The organism is Alcanivorax quisquiliarum, from assembly GCF_023051175.1.
Taxonomy (GTDB): domain Bacteria; phylum Pseudomonadota; class Gammaproteobacteria; order Pseudomonadales; family Alcanivoracaceae; genus Isoalcanivorax; species Isoalcanivorax quisquiliarum.
In genome coordinates this window covers 484014-502251 of the sequence record NZ_JALKII010000001.1, presented here as the reverse complement: position 1 = coordinate 502251, position 18238 = coordinate 484014, and the positions used below count along the sequence as shown (strand labels likewise).

The following is an 18238-nucleotide window of genomic DNA, read 5'->3' as shown; positions in this document are numbered from 1 at the left end:
ACATCTTCTGTCGCATGGCTCACAGCGCCGGGTAAGCAAGCGGGTGATGGCCAAGTGCTGATCTGCCGCGCTAGGATTGACGAGTGTCCTGATGGCTCGATCATCCCGACGGGGCTTGTTTGACCCGGCCGACCTTCAAGTCACGTTTTACGGTGGCGTACGCCGCTGATATGGTTTTGAATATAAGAAAATACGACTAGACAGCCCTTGCGGTGAGTCTGGTAAAAAGGGAGAGCAGCCTGGTCCCCACCGCCAGGTCGCAACAATAACAAGGCGCTAGCGCTAAATAATCGCAATCACGGAGTTGCGCAATGAAAAACAAGACCATGCTGAAGAAACGTCTGGCGACTGCGATCGCCAGTGCGTCGCTTGCTACTGCGCTCGGGTTGCCTGCCCACGCATTCGAATTGCAATTTGATAATCCGAATATTTCCGGCCGTCTCGATACCGATCTGTCGCTGGGTGCGATGTGGCGTACCGAAGGTCAGGATCGCATGCTGGCCGCGACAGATGACATTGTTTACATGTCCACGCGTGGTTACAGCACGCAGATCAACAAGAACGATGCCAACAACAACTACGATACAGGGCTGGCTTCTCTGGTGGGCAAGGCGACCTCCGAGCTGGCACTGGATTTCGGCAACAATTATGGTCTGTTCGCGCGCGGCACCACGTTTTATGACCACGTGATCATGGATGGCGGCCATGATGGCGGCGCGCTGATCCCGGGCGGCCCTGTCCCTGGCTTCGGCGGTTCCAACCGGTACGCACTTTATTCGGATTATGCCAACAACGGCGCCGGTGATCGCTTCACCCGTGCAGCCCGACGCAACCTGGGCCAGCGTTCGCGGATGCTTGATGCCTATGTCTGGGGCGAGTTCCAGATTGCTGATCGCCCGCTGCTGGTTCGCGCCGGCCGCCAGGTCATCAACTGGGGCGAGGCGCTGTTCATGCAAAACGGCATCAACTCCGCCAACTACATTGATCTTGCCGCCCTGCGGCAGCCGGGAGCAGAGATCAAAGAGGCACTGTTGCCACTTGGCTCCATCTATTTTTCCTACGGTCTCACCAACAACCTGACGGCCGAAGCGTTTTATCAATACGAGTGGAAGAACACCGAGGATGCGCCGGTAGGCACGTTCTATTCCACCAACGATGCGTTTCCCGGCAAGGGTGCCAGTAACGTGGTGGTGGACGGCCGATTGATCGCCGCCTCCGCAGGGGTACCTGCTATTGCCGATGCCTTTGCCGGCTATACCATGGCGACCTACGGCAGCGACTACCAGTACGAAGCGACCCAGGTGACGGTCAGCCGCGCAGCGGATGAAGAGGCCGGCGATAGCGGCCAGTTCGGGATCGCCGCGCGTTATTTTGCCGATGCGTTGAACGGCACCGAGTTCGGTTTTTACTACACCCGCACCCATGCGAAGCTGCCAGTGGTCGGCGCCCGCCTCAACAGTATCAATCTTGGCGGGGGTGCGCTCGGCACAGCGGCCATGGTCGATGACACCGAGTACATGATGGTGTACGGCGAAGACATCGACATGTTCGGTTTCAGCTTCAGCTCCAACATCGGCACCATGGCACTTTCCGGTGAAATTGCCTACCGGCCGAAACAACCGATCATCAACGAGGTGGGTGATAACCTGATCCAGAACCTGGCGGCGGTTTCGGCTGCGGCAGGGCTGCAAGGGGTGGCGCCGACCATCGGTATGCTCACCAACCACTGTGTGCGAGCTCGGGTTGGCGGCAGCTGCCTTGATCCAAACTCTACGGCAACGGCCGGCCAGTATTATTATTTCTACGACGAAGCGAAAATGACGAACGCTTCGCTGGTCAGTATTTTCAGCTTCGGCCCGATGCTGGGCACCGACGGCTTGCTGTTCCTGCTCGAGCTGGGCGCAGAACACGCTGGCGGTCTGGATCGCCGCGCTGCGGACGGCAGCCGCCTTTACTACAACTCCACGGCGGCCATTCAGGAAACGGAAGCCAGCATTCAGTCACCGGACGATGTCTACAAAACCTACCTGGACCGGTTCTCCTGGGGTTATCGCGCCGCCTTGCGCGCCACGTATAACGATCTGTTTGCCGGCATCGCCTTTGCGCCGAGCTTGAGCATTTCCCACGACGTGCGAGGCAACTCCGTGATCGGCGGCAATTTCATGGAAGATCGCAAAGCCGCAACACTGGGCCTTAACTTCGTCTACCGCAACAATCTGGAGCTGGGTGTGCAAGCAACGAGTTTCTGGGGCGCGGGCTACAGCAATAAATTGAGAGACCGCGACAACGCGGCCATCTCGGTACGATATTCGTTCTGACAAAAGAACAAGCCGGGGAGGGCATGGCCCCCCCGGCAAAAAAGAATGCTGACGGAGAGAACAAACATGCTGAAAAAACTGACTTTTGCGGGTAGTGCCCTGGCGCTAGCGCTAGCGGCCTCCTCCGTTTCCCATGCAGCGGTATCGGCTCAAGATGCCGCCAAGCTGGGAAACAGCCTGACGCCTTTCGGGGCGATCAAGGAGGGCAATGGCAAAGACCCGTCCAGCCCCGAGGGCATTCCTGCCTGGAGCGGCTTTGACAAGGCTGACATCCCTGCCAGCTACACACGGCCCGGCCAGCACCACCCCGACCCGTTTGCGGGCGACAAGGTGTTGCTGACCATCAACGCACAAAACGTGGGGCAGTACGCAGATAAAGTGCCGGCCGGTGTGCGTGCGATGATGGAAACCTACCCGGATACCTTCAATATCAATGTTTACCAAAGCCGCCGCACCACATCGGCGCCGCAGTGGGTGTATGACAACACCAAGAAGAATGCTTCCACAGCGACGCTGGGGGCCAGCGGTGTGACCGGCGCCTTTGGCGGGATTCCTTTCCCGATCCTGAACGGCACCAACGAAGAGAAAGCGCTACAGGCGATCTGGAACCACATTCTGCGCTGGCGGGGCATTTATGTGGTGCGCCGTGCCTCGGAAGTTGCGGTGCAGCGCAATGGCTCCTATTCGCTGGTCACCTCGCAGCAGGAGGTGTATTTCCGTTACTACGACCCGCAGCTTTCCGAAGAGAAGCTGGACAACATCATCTTCTATTACCTGTCGTTCACCACGGCGCCGGCACGTCTGGCAGGTGGTGCGGTGCTAGTCCACGAAACGCTGGATCAGCAGAAGTTGCCACGCCAGGCGTGGGGCTACAACGCCGGCACCCGTCGCGTACAGCGCTCGCCAAACCTGGCCTATGATACGCCGATTGCAGCCTCTGATGGCCTGCGCACCGCCGACGATACCGATATGTACAATGGCTCGCCCGATCGCTACGACTGGCGCCTCGTGCATGAGCAGCCGGTAGAGATGTACATTCCGTACAACAACTATCGCCTGTCCAATCCCGATCTGAAGTACAGCGATGTGCTGATGACCGGCCACGTCAATCCGGAGCATAGCCGCTGGGAGCTGCATCGTGTCTGGGTAGTGGAAGCGAACCTGAAGAGCGGGCAGCGCCATATCTACGCACGCCGCACCTTCTATATCGATGCCGACTCCTGGCAGATCGCCGCGATTGACCAGTACGACAGCCGCGGTGAGCTGTGGCGTGTCAGCCTGGCCTATATCAAGAACTACTACGAAGTACCGACGCAATGGACAGCGCTGGAAACCTTCCACGACCTTCGCGCTCGCCGCTACCACGTGCAGCTGCTCGCGAACGAGGAATCTTCCACACTGGACTTTTCGCAGGCAACGCCGGGTGATCAGTATTTCCACCCTGCAGCGCTGCGTCGGCGCGGCCGCTGAAGAACGTGCAGTATCCGGGCATGCAGCGCGTGCCCGGTTATATCCAAGCCCCTGTGTGCGACGAGCCGGCAGCTTCCCTGCGTAGGGAAGTTGCCTGGCGGCGCCATGGGGTTTTTTAATCTGTTCGGGACACGCAGCAACCGCTGGGTACATTCCATGAAGACCATGAAAAAAATATTTGCGCTGGGCCTGCTGGCCTGCTCCGGCTATGCAGCGGCAGAGACGGTAGCGACAGACCCGTTGCTACGAGCAACCGTGTATGTGGATATCGCCCGCGCCGGCGACCGTGTGGTAGCGGTGGGCGATCGCGGTCAGATTATCTATTCCGACGACGAGGGCAGTAACTGGCAGCAGGCCAGCTCGCCAACAGGCGTCATGTTGACGGCGCTGTGTTTTGCCGACGCCCGGCATGGCTGGGCGGTGGGCCATGATGCGGTGGTGATGGGCACGCGTGACGGTGGGCAGAGCTGGTCGATCCAGTACAGCGACGCGCTTGGATCGGGTGACGATGATCTTGAGGAGTCGTTCGAGGACGACAACAGCGATGATCTCTATGCCGACGACCTTTATGACGATGACCTGTATGGCGATGACCTTTATGGAGAGACTGACGCCCTGCCGGTCGACACCTCCGGCGCGCCCCTGCTGGATGTGCGTTGTGCCTCTGCGCAGCAGGCAACAGCGGTGGGGGGCTACGGCTACGTGGTGGAAACCCGTGATGGCGGTGCAAGCTGGCAGCGTGCCGGTGAAGGTTTTTCAAATCATGACGGCTGGCATTTTTATTCGCTGACGGGGCTGGCCGGCGCGCCGGACACGCTGTTGATCACCGGTGAAAAAGGCACCTTGTACCGTTCGCAGGATAACGGCGCCAGTTGGACAGCACTTGAAAGCCCTTACCACGGCACGTTTTTTGGTGCCCTGAGCCTTGCTGGCGAAAGTGATGCCGACGGCAGCGGCGCAGGGGTGCTGCTGGCGTTTGGCCTGCAGGGGAATATCTGGCGCAGCCATGATCAGGGCGATAGCTGGCAGCGCATTGCCAGCGGCTTGCGTAGCGGCATCAATGCCGGCGTGGTGCTTGAAGATGGCACTATTTTGCTGGTTGGTAACGCCGGCGCTTTGCTGACGAGCAGGGATCAGGGCAAAACGTTTTCACGGCAGTACGTGTCGGGCAGGCAAAGCATTTCCTCCGTGCTGGCCCGCAAGGGTGGCGGTGTAATCATCGTCGGCGCAGGCGGTGTTCGCGTGCTTGACAATATTCTTTGACGGCGGGGATTCACGATAATGGCCGGTAAAATAGCTCCTACTGTGGCGCGCGTGCTGTTTGGTGCACGCCCCGTGCTGCTGCTGATCTTCGCGGCGCTGACCGTATTTCTCGGTATTCAGGCGGCGGGTATCCAGATCAATACCGATGTGCGCAAAATGGTTCCGATCAGCCATCCGTACATTCAGAATTTTCTTGAACATCGTAACGATGTGAGCCTGGGGAATGATGTGCGGGTGATCGTCGCTGAAGTCGAAAGCGACGATATTTTCAATGAATCCTACATGACCGCACTGTCGGAAATTACCGACGAGGTATTCTCGCTCAGCGGCGTCGACCCTTCCCGCATCAGTTCCTTGTGGACGCCTAACGTGCGCTGGGCAGAGGTGACCGAAGACGGCTTTGAAGGCGGTGAGGTGATCCCGCCGGCCTATGATGGTTCCGATGCCAGCCTGGAAGACTTGCGCACCAACGTGTTGCGCTCACGCCACGTGGGCAGCCTGGTCGCCGATGATTTCCGCTCCAGCATCATTCACGCCAACCTGCTCGATGTACTCTCGGCGGATTCCAACGTGGATATTCCCGCGCTTTCCGACGCATTGGATGATATCCGCGCTCGCTACCAGGATCAGTATCCGAATATTCGCATCCATATCGTCGGCGCCGCCAAGATGGCGGGGGATGTGATGGCAGCTGCCTCGGAAGTGGCGCTGCTGTTCTTCCTCACTCTGGGCGTGACCCTGGCGCTGCTGTTGCTGGATACGCGCAGCCTGCGCAGTTCACTTGTGGTAGCCGGCTGTTCATTTGTCGCCGTGATCTGGCAGCTGGGTATCGTGTCGATGCTGGGCTTTACCATTGACCCATACTCCATGCTAGTGCCGTTTCTTGTATACGCTATTGCCGTCAGCCATGGCGTGCAAATCATCAACACGTTGGCAAACCATGCTGCGGATGGGCTGGATGGCCGGCAGGCGGCCGTGAGAACATTTGCCGGGTTGGCACTGCCAGGCGTCATTGCACTGGCGGGGGACGGGCTGGGTTTCCTGACACTCTATATTATCGATGTCGGTGTGATTCGTGAGCTGGCGATAGCTGCCAGTGTGGGTGTGGCAGTGATCGTCCTCACCAATCTGATCATCGTGCCGGTGATACTGTCTTATCTGGGCGTCGGTGAGCGTGCCTTGGAGCGTGTGCGCGCCAAGCGTCAGCGCAAGCACCGGCTGGCGGATTTCTTTTCACGTTTTGCGCGACCAACCTGGGCGGCCGCGTCGATTCTCCTCGCGGCGCTGGGCTACGCAGCGGGCGTTTGGGTTGCCAAGGATGTGCAGGTTGGTGACCTCGATAAAGGCGCGCCGGAGCTTTGGCCTGATCCCTGTACGGAAATGGACTGCCCGCGTGGCTACATTCCCGAGCGCCGCTACCAGTACAACCACGACGTGAATGTGCTGGTGTCGCACTACAGTGTGAGCGCTGATGTGCTGGTGGTGATCGGCAAGACACCGCAGGAAAGCTGTAACAGCTATGAAGCGCTACAGCAGATTGATGCGCTCTCGTGGCAACTGCTGCAAGTGCCGGGGGTGCAGGACGTCACCACCATTGCGTCGGCGGCAAAACTGATCAGTGCCAATACCAACGAAGGTAACCTGAAATGGGCCACCATCTCACGGGATCAATATGCATTGAACAACGCCATGATGTTCATGCCGGACAGTCTCTTCAATCTTGATTGCAGCGTTACGCCGCTTTATGTGTTTCTCGACGATCACCGCGCCGCGACACTGGATAGCGTCACTGCGGCCGTGGCCGCCTACGCGGAGGCACACAATGATCCGGGCGTGATTGAATTCAAGCTGGCGTCGGGTAACGCCGGTGTGGAGGCAGCCACCAACCAGACCATTCGCGCAAGCCAATATCCCATGTTGGCGCTGGTTTACGGCGTGGTATCCATCTTGTGTCTGCTCGGCTTCAAATCCATCCGTGCGGTGTTGTGTATCGTGATCCCGCTGGGGCTGACATCGGTGTTGTGCCAGGCGTTGATGGCCTCGATGGGCATAGGCGTGAAAGTGGCGACGTTGCCGGTGATCGCCCTGGGCGTGGGGATCGGGGTGGATTACGGCATCTACATCTACAGCCGGCTGTCCAGCTATCTCAAAGCCGGGCTGCCCCTGGAAGAGGCTTACGCGGAAACGCTCAAGACCACCGGCAAGGCGGTTGCCTTCACCGGGCTGGCACTGGCGGCGGGGGTGATCTTCTGGGTGTTCTCGTCGATCAAGTTCCAGGCCGACATGGGTATCCTGCTGACCTTCATGTTCTTGTGGAACATGATAGGTGCGCTCTGGCTGCTGCCGGCGCTGGCGCGTTTCATCCTCACCAGGGAGCAGCGCAACGTGGCCTGATGCCTTGCCTGCTGGTACAGCTCCACCCTTGCAACCGGGCAGATGCAGAAGCATCTGCCCGGTTGCTTTTCAGGCTGCGCAGGGCCGCACACAGGTGCGGCTGCGGCCGGGCGTGTGGCGACATGAGCTCGCAGGTCTGACGTGGGGCGCTGCGCTGTATATAATGCGCGCCATCTTGCCCCACCGGGGCGTTTCGGCTCGCCGCCAGGGAGTTTTCCGATGCTCTATCAGATCGCTCGCCCGCTACTGTTTTCCTTGCCCGAGGAGGCTGTACATGAGCTGACGCTGGCGCTGCTGCGCAAGGGGCTGGGCAAGTTGTACCCGACCGGCACGCTGTCGTATCCGGTGGAGGTCATGGGCCTGAAGTTTCCCAATCCTGTGGGGCTGGCTGCCGGGCTGGATAAAAACGGCGATTGCATCAACGGCCTCGCCGCGCTGGGCTTCGGTTTTCTCGAAGTGGGCACGGTGACGCCCAGGCCACAGCAGGGCAACCCCAAGCCGCGCATGTTCCGTATCCCGGCCGCGTCCGCGCTCATCAACCGCATGGGGTTCAATAATCACGGGGTGGAATATCTGGTCGATGCGGTCAGCCGCAGCCGCTTCGACGGCGTGCTGGGCATCAATATCGGCAAGAATGCCAGCACGCCGGTCGAGCAGGCAGTGGATGATTACCTTTATTGCCTGGATCGTGTTCACGGCCTGGCCAGCTATGTGGTGGTGAACGTATCTTCGCCGAATACGCCGGGCTTGCGCACATTGCAACATGGTGCGGCGCTGGAAGAGTTGCTGGCCACCTTGCGCGAGCGCCAGACACAACTGGATCAGCGGGCCGGGCGCCGCGTACCGCTGGTCATCAAGATCGCGCCGGATAATGATGCCGAGGCAATGGCGCTGATGGCGGACGCTTTTGTGCAGCATGGCATCGACGGCATAACCGTGGGCAACACTACCGTCACGAGGCCGCAGGTCGAGTCGCTGCCACACGGCAACGAGGCGGGCGGGCTCAGTGGCCAGCCGCTGAAACCGCTTGCGGACCAGGCGCTGGTGAACATGGTCGGTGCTCTGGGTGGCCGGATTCCCGTAATCGGTGTCGGTGGCATCCTCACCGGGGAGGATGCTGCCGACAAGCAGCGGGCGGGGGCAGCGCTGGTGCAGCTTTACACTGGTCTGATATACCGTGGCCCGTCGCTGGTGGCCGAAGCGGCAAACGCCTGGGCGAAGGCGGCCCGTTCGCAACAGTAGTTTCTGGCAGGTATTAAAAAGGGCCCGGGAGGGGCCCTGTGCAGCGCTTGCGCGCGTCGTGGAAACGATGCAAGAAAAGGCTCAGCCCATGTTTTTCAGGTTATGTACGCTGGCTATGCCGGTGTAGCCATTAAGGTGATCGGTGCGGCCCTCGCGCCAGCCATTGATCCAGCTTGAACGGGACATCAAGGCGTCAAACGGGCAGAGATCCTGAGATTTGCCATGCAAGCCTGCATGGTAGCCTTTCGAGTAGGCTCGGGTGACACGATCGCGTTTCTGTCTTTTCATCTACTGTTCCCCTTTCCTGGTAGCAGTGACTCAAGTGAAAACTGAAGCGAGTGAAAACTGAAGCGCAGGACGACCCGCCCGCTGAAACATCCGGTTTCGGCATCGCCCTGTTGGTATCGTCTGTCTCAGTATGGTGAACCTGCAGGAAAGGTCGAATAACAAGTTGGCATATGCAGAGCAGTAAAAACGCATATGCTGAATAACATCCGTTCACCGACCTGGTCGTCAGGCGACATTCAACGAGTTACGAAGGGTTTGTTATGGAGTTTGTCATTACCTGCATGCCGGGGCTGGCGCCACTGCTGTGCGACGAGCTGGCTGCACTTGGGCTGGCCGCGCAAGAGCAGGGCGGTGCAGCGGTGCGTCTGAACGGCGAAGTGCGCGATGCACTGCGGGTGTCGTTGTGGTCGCGGTTGGCAGAGCGGGTGTTGGTGCCGGTAGCACAGCATCAGGGCGGCTCACTGGAAGCCGCTGATGCACTGGCCTCTGCGTTTGACTGGGCAACGCATACGCACCGTGTATTGCGGTTACATGTGCGTGTTGATCATGAACCGGGCGTGCGGGGCGACAGCCGGGTGACGCGTAGCCGCTTTCTACGCTATGCCCCGGCGGGCGTGCTGCCGGCGGATAGCGCCGCCGGTGCGCTTTGCCTGCGTTTGCAGGTGGGGGAGCAAGCCAGCGAATTGTTCGTTGATCTCAGTGGCGAGGCATTATCACGCCGTGGCTACCGGCTGGATGGCGGGCTGGCGCCGCTGCGGGAAACTCTTGCTGCCGCAATGTTGCAGGCGGCGGGTTGGCAGGCGGCAGCAACTGCGCCGCAGGCGATAAAGAGCGCGTCACAGGCAGTAGAGACAGCGTCGCAAACAGCAGGGGCGGTGTCGCAGGTAGCAGAGACCGCGCCGGTCTTGATCGATCCTTTTTGCGGTAGCGGTACCTTGCTGGTGGAAGCCGCCATGATGGCGTTGAATCAGGCGCCCGGTCTGCTGCGCGAAGAATATGCGTTGCTGCATTGGCCCGGCACGGATTTGCCCGCCTGGCAAACACTGCGCGAGGAGGCCCGCGAGGCGCGGAGAGCAGCACCGCAGGGGCTTTCCCTGAAAGGCTTCGATGCCGATGCCAGCGTGCTGCAACAGGCGCGTGCGAATGCTGACCGGGCCGGTGTCGGCGCGCTGATCCATTTTGAGCGACGGGAGCTGGGCGCGCTGCGCGCACGCGATTTTGCTGGCGGGGGGCAGGCAACCGGTGTGGTGGTCACCAACCCGCCATGGGGTGAGCGGCTGGAAGAGCAGCAGCGTGCCGGCTGGCTTTATCACGCGTTGGGCAGGCTTATGGCGCGCCATGCGCCGCAGTGGCACGCGGTAATTGTTGCCGGGCAGGCGGAGGCGCTGGATCGTAGTGGTATGGCGACGCAGGCCGCCTGGCGGGTGCGCAATGGCCCGATGCAGGTCTATGTACGGCGCCTTGTGCCGCAGCGGCGAGCGCCTGTGCCGCCGCTGCGTGTTGCCGGCGAAACGGCCTTTGATGTGCCCGAGCCGGCGCAGGCGCTGGTCAACCGGTTGCGCAAGAACAGCCGACAGCTGCGCCGCTGGCTGGATCAATCCGGCGTGCAGGCGTATCGGCTTTATGATCGCGACCTGCCCGAGTTCAATTTCTCCATTGATATCTATGGCGACCGGGCGCTGGTGCAGGAATATGCGCCACCAAAATCCATCGACGAGCAGGCCGCCGCAGCGCGGCGCACGCTGGCGGTGAGCGCTGTGCGGGCAGCGCTGTCGGTGCATCGGGAGCAGGTCTTTTTGCGCACGCGCAGCCCCCAGCGCGGCCGGGGCCAATACCAGAAACTGGACCAGAGCGGCGATTATCACGTGGTGATGGAGGGTGAGGCGCGGCTGTTGATCAATCTGCGCGATTACCTCGATAGCGGCCTGTTTCTCGATCATCGGCCGATGCGGCTTCGCTTGGGCGAAGAGGCGCAGGGCAAGCGTTTTCTGAACCTGTTCGGCTACACGGGTGCAGCCACCGTTCATGCCGCGCTGGGGGGCGCCAGCCGCACCGTGACCGTAGACGCTTCGCGCAAGTATCTGGACTGGGCCGGGTGCAACCTGGCAGCGAACGGCTTTGGCACTCGGCAGCATGAGCTGGTGCGTGCAGATGTGAGGGAATGGGTGGCCACGGCGAAGCAGCAGTTCGATCTGATTTTTTGTGATCCGCCCACGTTCTCGAACAACAAAAGCCGTGATGATTTCGTTGTGCAGCGCGATCATGCCGAGCTGATCCGGGCATTGATGAAGCGGCTGGAGCCCGGTGGCGTGCTGTACTTTTCCTGCAACTTTCGCCGCTTCGAGCTGGATGAAAGCATCAAGCGCTGGTACACGGTGGAAGACATCACCCGCTGGAGCATTCCGCCGGATTTCGGGCGCAACGATCGGATTCACGTGTGCTACAGGATCACCCATGGTCAGGATTGAACTGTTGACGACATTGGGCTGCCACTTGTGTGAGCAGGCAGACGTTTTATTGCGTCAGGCCGCGCCTTTCGCAACGGTAGAAAAGGTGGATATTGCCGAAGACGACGAGCTGATTGCCCGCTATGGAGAGCGTATCCCGGTGCTGCGCTTTCAGGGGCGCGAGCTGGCCTGGCCGTTCGGGTTGCTGGATATTCGTGAATATCTGTTGGCAGAAAACTGAGAAAAAAACGGCTGCCTGGCAGGCGAATATCTGCTGGCCAGACAGCGGCAATGCGGCGTGCCGCTATGCGACAGTCTTGACGCTGGCGATTGACGCTGGGGAAGTACCTCGCTCCACGCCTTCGCGCTACACGCGCCACATCGGCTCGGCAATATCACCTGGCAGTATTGAAGCCGGCGAAGTGCCGCCGGCTACTTATGACTCGAAGGCCGAGCGCTGGTCAAGGTGGGCTCGCACCCGCCCTGACGCGGATCAGGCTGGCAGTATGCTCACAGAAAATACCCGGCAGCTATTCTCATAGGTTGCTTGCGCGACTGTCTCGGGGGCTTCGTCGCGGCACGCGGCCAGCTGTCGCACGATCCACGGCAACAGGGCAGGTTCGTTGCGCCCTCGCACGGGTGGTTTCCCCGGCAGATCGCGGGGTAGCAGATACGGGCCATCGGTCTCCACCAGCAGCCGGTCGCTCGGTATGTTGTGCACCAGCTGCCGTAATTCGCCACCGCGCCGCTCGTCACAGAGCCAGCCGGTAATGCCGATATGGCAATCCAGATCCAGATAATCGAACAGCTCGCGGCGGCTGCCGGTAAAACAATGCACAACGGCATCAGGTAGCGCTGCGCGATAGTCTTTCAGGATGGGCAAGAAGCGTTCATGGGCATCGCGCTGGTGCAGGAAAACCGGGCGCTGCAATGTGGCCGCCAGTTCAAGCTGGGCGGCAAAGGCCGTTTCCTGAATCGGCCGTGGCGAGAAATCCCGATTGAAATCCAGCCCGGTTTCACCGATGGCGCGCACTTTCTCATGGCCGGCCAGCGCTTCCAGATCACCGAGCAGTGAGGGTGTGAATTCGCGTGCCTGGTGGGGGTGCAGCCCGGCGGTGCAAAACAGGTTCTCATGGGCCTGCGCCAGTGCCAACGCGGCGCGGCTGCTGGCCACGTCGGTGCCAGTGATCAGCTGCCAGCGTACCCCTGCCGCGGCGGCGCGTGACAGCACATCATCAAGATCGGGCTGGAAGCGTTTGTCGGTAAGGTTTATGCCGATATCTGCCAAGGGCTGCATAGGCCGCCGTCATCCTGTTTGAAAAGTGGCTTGATCTGTCAAGGCGCACCGCGAGAGCACGTATTTCGAGGGCTTTCTTGCCGGTGCCTGCTTGCGGGTGTCTGAACGCGCATTTGCCTGATGTTTTTTGCTGCTTTGTCTGTCTATCTGTCTTTCTATACGCGTTTCTATTTGTCTTTCCATGTGACTTTCTATTTAGCTTGCCTTCTGATGCGTTGTTGATGCGTTGATGCGTTGATGCGTTGATGCGTTCGTTCGCCGCCCGCTGCAAACCGCCAAACCTGCGGCCGGGCGACTGCCAGCTTGCCGGTTTGCCCCCTGCCTGGCGGCTATGCCGTTGGCGCAGCGCCGCTGGCGCAGGGAGGCTGCCACAGAGCTAAGGGCTCAGTGGACGTCCCGGATCAGCCCCACAAAAATCCCTTCGATGACCAGTTGATCCGGTGAGACACTGATGGGGGTGTAGGCATCGTTTGCGGGCAACAGGGTAGCTCCCTGAGCGCTGAGCTTCAGTGTCTTGACGGTCACGTCGTCATCCAGCCGTGCCACCACAATCTGCCCGGAGCGGGCTACGTTGGTCTTGCGTACGGCAATGAGATCACCATCGAAAATACCGGCATCCTTCATACTGTCGCCCTGCACCCGCAACAGGTAAGTCGGCCGTTGCCGAAACAGACCCTGTGGAACAGGCACACTGCGCTCGACGTTTTCGACCGCCTCGATTGGCATCCCGGCGGCGACTCGCCCGATCACGGGCAATTCATCGTCCGGCCAGAGCGCGGCGTCCAGCAACTGGATACCGCGTGAGCGGTCGTTATGCAGTCGCAGATAGCCCTTGCGTTCCAGTGCTCGCAAATGGTCTGACGCGGCGTTCTTGGACTGAAAACCCATCAGATCAGCAATTTCGGCACGGGTGGGTGCCATGCCGGTATCGGTCTGGAACTGGCGGATGCAATCAAGTACCTGCTGCTGTCGAACAGTAAGCTTCTCGCTCATGACAAAATCCTCAGTGGCTAGCCCGATGCTAACATGTCTGCTGTCTAAATGAACAGTGCCGTCTGGCCAGCCTGAAAGTGACCGCGTGGTGGATGAACGGCGTTGCTGGAAGGGCTTGCAGGTTCTAGCATGGCGCGCGGATCTGAAGACGCCCCGGCGCTGTGGGAAGCGGCGGGGCGGCACAAGAGGAAGGCCAGCCGCCAAATGGGTGGTAACTCCGGGGGGAGCAAGGTGGTCGCCAGGGTTGTAGACGGGGTGGAGTTTCCGCCCGAGCGGATACGTCGGCTGTTGTCCGGCGTGCCGTTTTTCAATGAAGTATTGCGGCAGGATGCCGCACAATTCGAATTGCTGCTCAACTGCTGCACGATTTCCCGAGCCGATCCGGGGGCAGTCGTGATTCGCCAGGGGGACGAAGACAGCGGCCTGTATTTTCTGCTGCGCGGGCGGCTGGCGGTGCAGGCCGAGACATCGCAGCCCGGCCGGCCGGCAGAGCTGCTCAACCATATTTCACCGGGCGAGGTGTTTGGCACCTTGTCGCTGGTGCGTGGTGCGCCTCGCAGCGCCACGCTCTGTGTGGATGAGCACAGCGCCGAAGCTGTGCTGGCGCGCATCGATTTCATGTATTTCAGTTATGCCGTCGATTATCCGCTGTTTTCGCTGGCGACCAAGCTCTCGTTCTACCGCATGCTGGTGCACAATATCCGCTGGACGCTGGAAGTGAATCGCACGCGAGAGCCGCACCACGAACTGGCCTCGTACTTGCGAAAAATGCCTCTGTACAGCGGCCTTCGAGACACCCGTGAAGAATTGGCGGCGTTGCACGAGCAAGCCAGTGCGCTGGCCGATCTGTTGTGTCGCTGGAACGAATCCGCCGCGCCGGTATCAGGTGCCGGCTGAACCTGTGTCAGCCGCCGCGCCGCAATTTGACGGCCAGCACGTCGCAATGTGCGCCAGGCACCACGCCACGGGCGGTGCTCCCCAGCAATAGCGCCAGGCCGGTACGGGTATGGCTGCCGATGACGATCAGATCGGCACACAACACATCGGCTTTGTCCTGAATGGTCTTTTCGATCGAGCCCAGCTCCACATGGACGCGCTCGGCAGGAATGGAAAAAGCGTCGGCGTAGCGGTTGACGTTCTCCCGTGCCTGCTCCATCAGGCTGCCTTGCAGCTCGGTCACGTCGATGGGCACATCGGCTCCATACGCCAGCGCCAACGGCTCGATGACATGCAGCAGGTGCAGCCGGCCACCACCGCTACAGGCGATGGAGGCGGCGCGGCTCAAGATGTGGCGCGACTCCTCGCTGCCGTCAATGGCGACCAGCACGTCTTTGTAAGTATCGCTCATGGCTTCTTGCCTCCCGCCGGATGGCCGGCACCGCTACCGGATCAATCCCCGCGCCAGCCCTGATTGGCAGCGCGCTCCCCTTGGGCTTGATCATCCTGTGATCGATTTGCGCTGTCCAGCGGCGATTGACGGATGCCGGTGGGAGTCGCGCCAAAACTGCCTGCAAGCCTTGTGTCGCGGGCGCTGGCTGGTATCGATAATCGGTTTCGCGGCAGGCAAGATAGCACGGCATCCTTGACCTTTGCCCTCACCGCTTGCGTAATAGGCGCGCTGCGGCGGCCCGGAAAACGGTGTGGGCCGGGCTTCCGGGGCTCGGAGCAGCACCCCGGGAAGGAGTTGATAATCTGAATGCTGAGTGCAGAGACTGATGGCCAAATCGCTTGTGATCGTTGAGTCGCCGGCCAAGGCGAAAACCATTAACCGCTATCTGGGCGACGATTTCATCGTCAAATCCAGTGTGGGTCATGTGCGTGATCTGCCGGTCAGTGGTGGCGCCCGAACCAGCCCCAGCGAGCGCGCAAAGGAGGCGGCCTACACACGGTCCCTGCCACCCGAGGAGCGCGAACGCTACAAGAAAAAGAAGGCCTATGACCAGCTGATCAATCGCATGGGCGTGAACCCGGACCGCCAGTGGGAGGCGCAATACGAAATCCTGCCCGGCAAGGAAAAGGTGATAGACGAGCTCAAGCGCCTGGCCGCCAAGGCTGATCGCATTTACCTCGCCACCGACCTTGACAGAGAAGGGGAGGCCATCGCCTGGCATCTGCGCGAAGTGATCGGCGGCAGCGATGATCGTTTCGACCGCGTGGTGTTCAACGAGATCACCCGCAAGGCCATTCAGGAAGCTTTCGTCCGACCAGGCAAGCTCGACATGTATCGTGTCGAGGCGCAGCAGGCGAGGCGCTTTCTCGACCGTGTGGTGGGCTTTATGCTCTCCCCGCTGCTGTGGGACAAGATCGCACGAGGACTTTCCGCTGGCCGCGTGCAATCGGTGGCAGTGGAGCTGGTGGTGGATCGCGAACGTGAGATCCGCGTTTTCCAGCCGGAAGAATACTGGGAGTTGCATACCGATACGCAGGCGCCAGCCGGTGAGCAGGTGCGCCTTGAGCTGGTGCGCCACGCCGGCATCAACTTCCGCCCGGATAACGAGCAGGATGCTCGCCGCCACGAGCAGGCACTGCGTGAGGCCGGCAAGCTGGAGGTGGTTGCCCGGGAAGATCGACCGACACGCTCGCGCCCCTCGGCGCCTTTCATTACCTCGACCCTGCAACAGGCGGCCAGCACCCGGCTGGGTTACAGCGTCAAGAAGACCATGACCATGGCGCAGCGGCTGTACGAGGCCGGGCACATCACCTACATGCGTACCGATTCCACCAACTTGTCGGCAGACGCTGTGACAGCCTGCCGAGCGTGGATCAAGGCAGAGCTTGGCGAGCGTTATCTGCCGGACGCGCCGATCAATTATTCCAGCCGTGATGGGGCCCAGGAGGCGCACGAGGCGATCCGGCCTTCGGAAGTGAGTCGCACGGCGGAATCCCTGGCGGACATGGAGCGCGACGCACGCCGGCTCTATGAGCTGATCCGCAACCAGTTCATTGCCTGCCAGATGCCGCCAGCGGAATACCTGAGCAGCACCATCACCGCGAAAAGCGGCGATTACGAGCTGAAAGCGAAAGGCCGCATTCTCAAGTTTGACGGCTGGACTCGCATTCTGCCGCCGATGGCGCGCAGAGGGCAGGAGGATATTGTGCTGCCGGCGCTGGAGCAGGGCGATGTGCTGGCGATCAAGCAGATTGATACCACCCAGCATTTCACCAAACCGCCGGCGCGCTATACCGAAGCGAGCCTGGTGAAAGAGCTGGAGAAGCGAGGCATTGGCCGGCCTTCCACTTATGCGGCGATCATTTCCACCATTCAGGAGCGAGGTTACGTCCGTCAGCAGAACCGGCGCTTCTATGCCGAGAAAATGGGCGACATCGTGACTGACAGGCTGGTGGAAAATTTTCCGAACCTGATGGATTACAGTTTCACCGCTCGCATGGAAGAAACGCTCGACCGCATCGCTTCCGGTGAGTTGAACTGGCGTGATGTGCTGGATGATTTCTACAAGGGCTTCCGCGCACGTCTGGCTGCCGCACAAGGCGATGGCGCCGGCAAACAGGCCCAGGGCGGCATGCGTGCCAACCTGCCGACAGATACCGATATCGCTTGCCCGACCTGTGGCCGGTCGATGCAGATTCGCACCGGCTCCACCGGGGTATTTCTCGGCTGCTCGGGCTACAGCCTGCCGCCCAAGGAGCGCTGCACAGCAACGCTGAACCTGCTGCCGGGCGAGGAGGCTGTCAGCGCTGACGACGATGAAGCCGAAGCACTGGAACAGCGGCTCAAGAAACGTTGCCCGATCTGCGCCACGGCAATGGATAATTACCTGCTGGATGAAAAGCGCAAGCTGCATATTTGCGGTAACAACCCGGACTGCGCTGGCTATCTGGTGGAGCAGGGCGAATTCCGTATCAAGGGCTACGACGGCCCGGTGCTCGAATGCGAGAAGTGCGCCAGTGAGATGCAGCTACGCACGGGGCGTTTCGGCAAGTTTTTCAAATGCACAAACGAGGAATGTGGCAACACGCGCAAGCTGCTGCGTAATGGCGAGCCGGCGCCGCCCCGCGCCGATCCCATCCCCATGCCACATCTGAAATGTGCAAAAGTGGACGACTATTATTTGCTGCGCGACGGTGCCTCGGGGCTATTTCTGGCAGCGAGCCAGTTTCCCCGTAACCGCGAGACGCGGGCACCGCTGGTGGAAGAGGTGCGTTCCGTCCGCGAGCAGCTTGATCCCAAGCACCGCTATCTGGCGGATGCACCCGTGGCTGACCCGCAAGGCAACAAGGCGGTGCTGCGGTTCAGCCGCAAGACGCGAGAGCAGTATGTTTCTACCGAGGTCGACGGCAAGGCGACGGGCTGGGCGGCGTTTTACCGCGATGGCGCGTGGCAGGTAGAAGACAATACCGCAGCGGCCAAGGCGCCGGCGAAACGTAAAGCGCCAGCGAAGAAGGTGGCGGCAAAGAAGACGCCAGCGAAAAAAGCGCCCGCAAAGAAAGAGGCGGTAGCAAAGAAGGAAGCGGTAGCGAAAAGGAAAGCACCCGCGAAAAAGAAAGCACCCGTCGGGAAAGCTTGA

13 protein-coding genes are annotated in these 18238 nt (G+C 60.5%); 9 read left to right on the top strand and 4 right to left on the bottom strand.

Annotated elements, in window-relative coordinates:
• Positions 1-311 precede the first annotated feature (311 nt).
• The 5 genes from MU846_RS02295 to MU846_RS02275 all read left to right on the top strand — a co-directional run bounded on the left by MU846_RS02295 (position 312) and on the right by MU846_RS02275 (position 8687).
• The gene (locus MU846_RS02295; protein WP_246947832.1) at positions 312-2318 is read left to right on the top strand and encodes a DUF1302 domain-containing protein; all 2007 of its coding nucleotides are present in this window, start codon (positions 312-314) and stop codon (positions 2316-2318) included.
• 66 nt (positions 2319-2384) lie between these two features.
• Positions 2385-3788, top strand: a complete 1404-nt coding sequence (locus MU846_RS02290; protein ID WP_246947830.1) for a DUF1329 domain-containing protein — start codon at positions 2385-2387, stop codon at positions 3786-3788.
• A 105-nt stretch (positions 3789-3893) separates the two neighbouring features.
• On the top strand, positions 3894-5051 hold the full coding sequence (locus MU846_RS02285; protein ID WP_246947828.1) for a WD40/YVTN/BNR-like repeat-containing protein: 1158 nt from the start codon (positions 3894-3896) through the stop codon (positions 5049-5051).
• 18 nt (positions 5052-5069) lie between these two features.
• Positions 5070-7445, top strand: a complete 2376-nt coding sequence (locus tag MU846_RS02280; RefSeq protein ID WP_246947826.1) for an efflux RND transporter permease subunit — start codon at positions 5070-5072, stop codon at positions 7443-7445.
• Positions 7446-7664: 219 nt separating this feature from the next.
• Positions 7665-8687, top strand: coding sequence for a quinone-dependent dihydroorotate dehydrogenase (locus MU846_RS02275; RefSeq protein ID WP_246947824.1), 1023 nt, complete (start codon positions 7665-7667; stop codon positions 8685-8687).
• A gap of 81 nt (positions 8688-8768) precedes the next feature.
• Here MU846_RS02275 and rmf read toward each other — a convergent pair whose 3' ends face one another.
• On the bottom strand, positions 8769-8975 hold the full coding sequence (gene rmf, locus MU846_RS02270) for a ribosome modulation factor (protein WP_246947822.1): 207 nt from the start codon (positions 8973-8975) through the stop codon (positions 8769-8771).
• Between the two features lie 260 nt (positions 8976-9235).
• Here rmf and rlmKL point away from each other — a divergent pair, with 260 nt between their 5' ends.
• Together rlmKL and MU846_RS02260 are read left to right on the top strand one after the other, a co-directional pair.
• A complete protein-coding gene (gene rlmKL / locus MU846_RS02265) occupies positions 9236-11443 on the top strand; it encodes a bifunctional 23S rRNA (guanine(2069)-N(7))-methyltransferase RlmK/23S rRNA (guanine(2445)-N(2))-methyltransferase RlmL (protein WP_246947821.1) in 2208 nt (735 codons plus the stop codon).
• The gene (locus MU846_RS02260) at positions 11430-11663 is read left to right on the top strand and encodes a glutaredoxin family protein (RefSeq protein WP_246947820.1); all 234 of its coding nucleotides are present in this window, start codon (positions 11430-11432) and stop codon (positions 11661-11663) included. The genes rlmKL and MU846_RS02260 overlap by 14 nt, the downstream gene beginning before the upstream one ends.
• Positions 11664-11915: 252 nt before the next feature.
• On the opposite strand, the gene MU846_RS02255 is transcribed toward MU846_RS02260, so the two are convergent.
• Positions 11916-12719, bottom strand: coding sequence for a TatD family hydrolase (locus MU846_RS02255; RefSeq protein ID WP_246947819.1), 804 nt, complete (start codon positions 12717-12719; stop codon positions 11916-11918).
• A 384-nt stretch (positions 12720-13103) separates the two neighbouring features.
• On the bottom strand, positions 13104-13712 hold the full coding sequence (gene lexA / locus MU846_RS02250; RefSeq protein WP_246947817.1) for a transcriptional repressor LexA: 609 nt from the start codon (positions 13710-13712) through the stop codon (positions 13104-13106).
• A 129-nt stretch (positions 13713-13841) separates the two neighbouring features.
• On the opposite strand from lexA, the gene MU846_RS02245 reads away from it, so the two are divergent.
• A complete protein-coding gene (locus MU846_RS02245; RefSeq protein WP_246947811.1) occupies positions 13842-14609 on the top strand; it encodes a cyclic nucleotide-binding domain-containing protein in 768 nt (255 codons plus the stop codon).
• Positions 14610-14616: 7 nt separating this feature from the next.
• Here MU846_RS02245 and MU846_RS02240 read toward each other — a convergent pair whose 3' ends face one another.
• Positions 14617-15060: a universal stress protein gene (locus tag MU846_RS02240; RefSeq protein ID WP_246947809.1), complete on the bottom strand. Its 444-nt coding sequence runs from the start codon at positions 15058-15060 to the stop codon at positions 14617-14619.
• Positions 15061-15427: 367 nt separating this feature from the next.
• Between MU846_RS02240 and topA the strand changes: the two genes are divergently transcribed.
• Positions 15428-18238, top strand: a complete 2811-nt coding sequence (gene topA / locus MU846_RS02235) for a type I DNA topoisomerase (protein ID WP_246947806.1) — start codon at positions 15428-15430, stop codon at positions 18236-18238.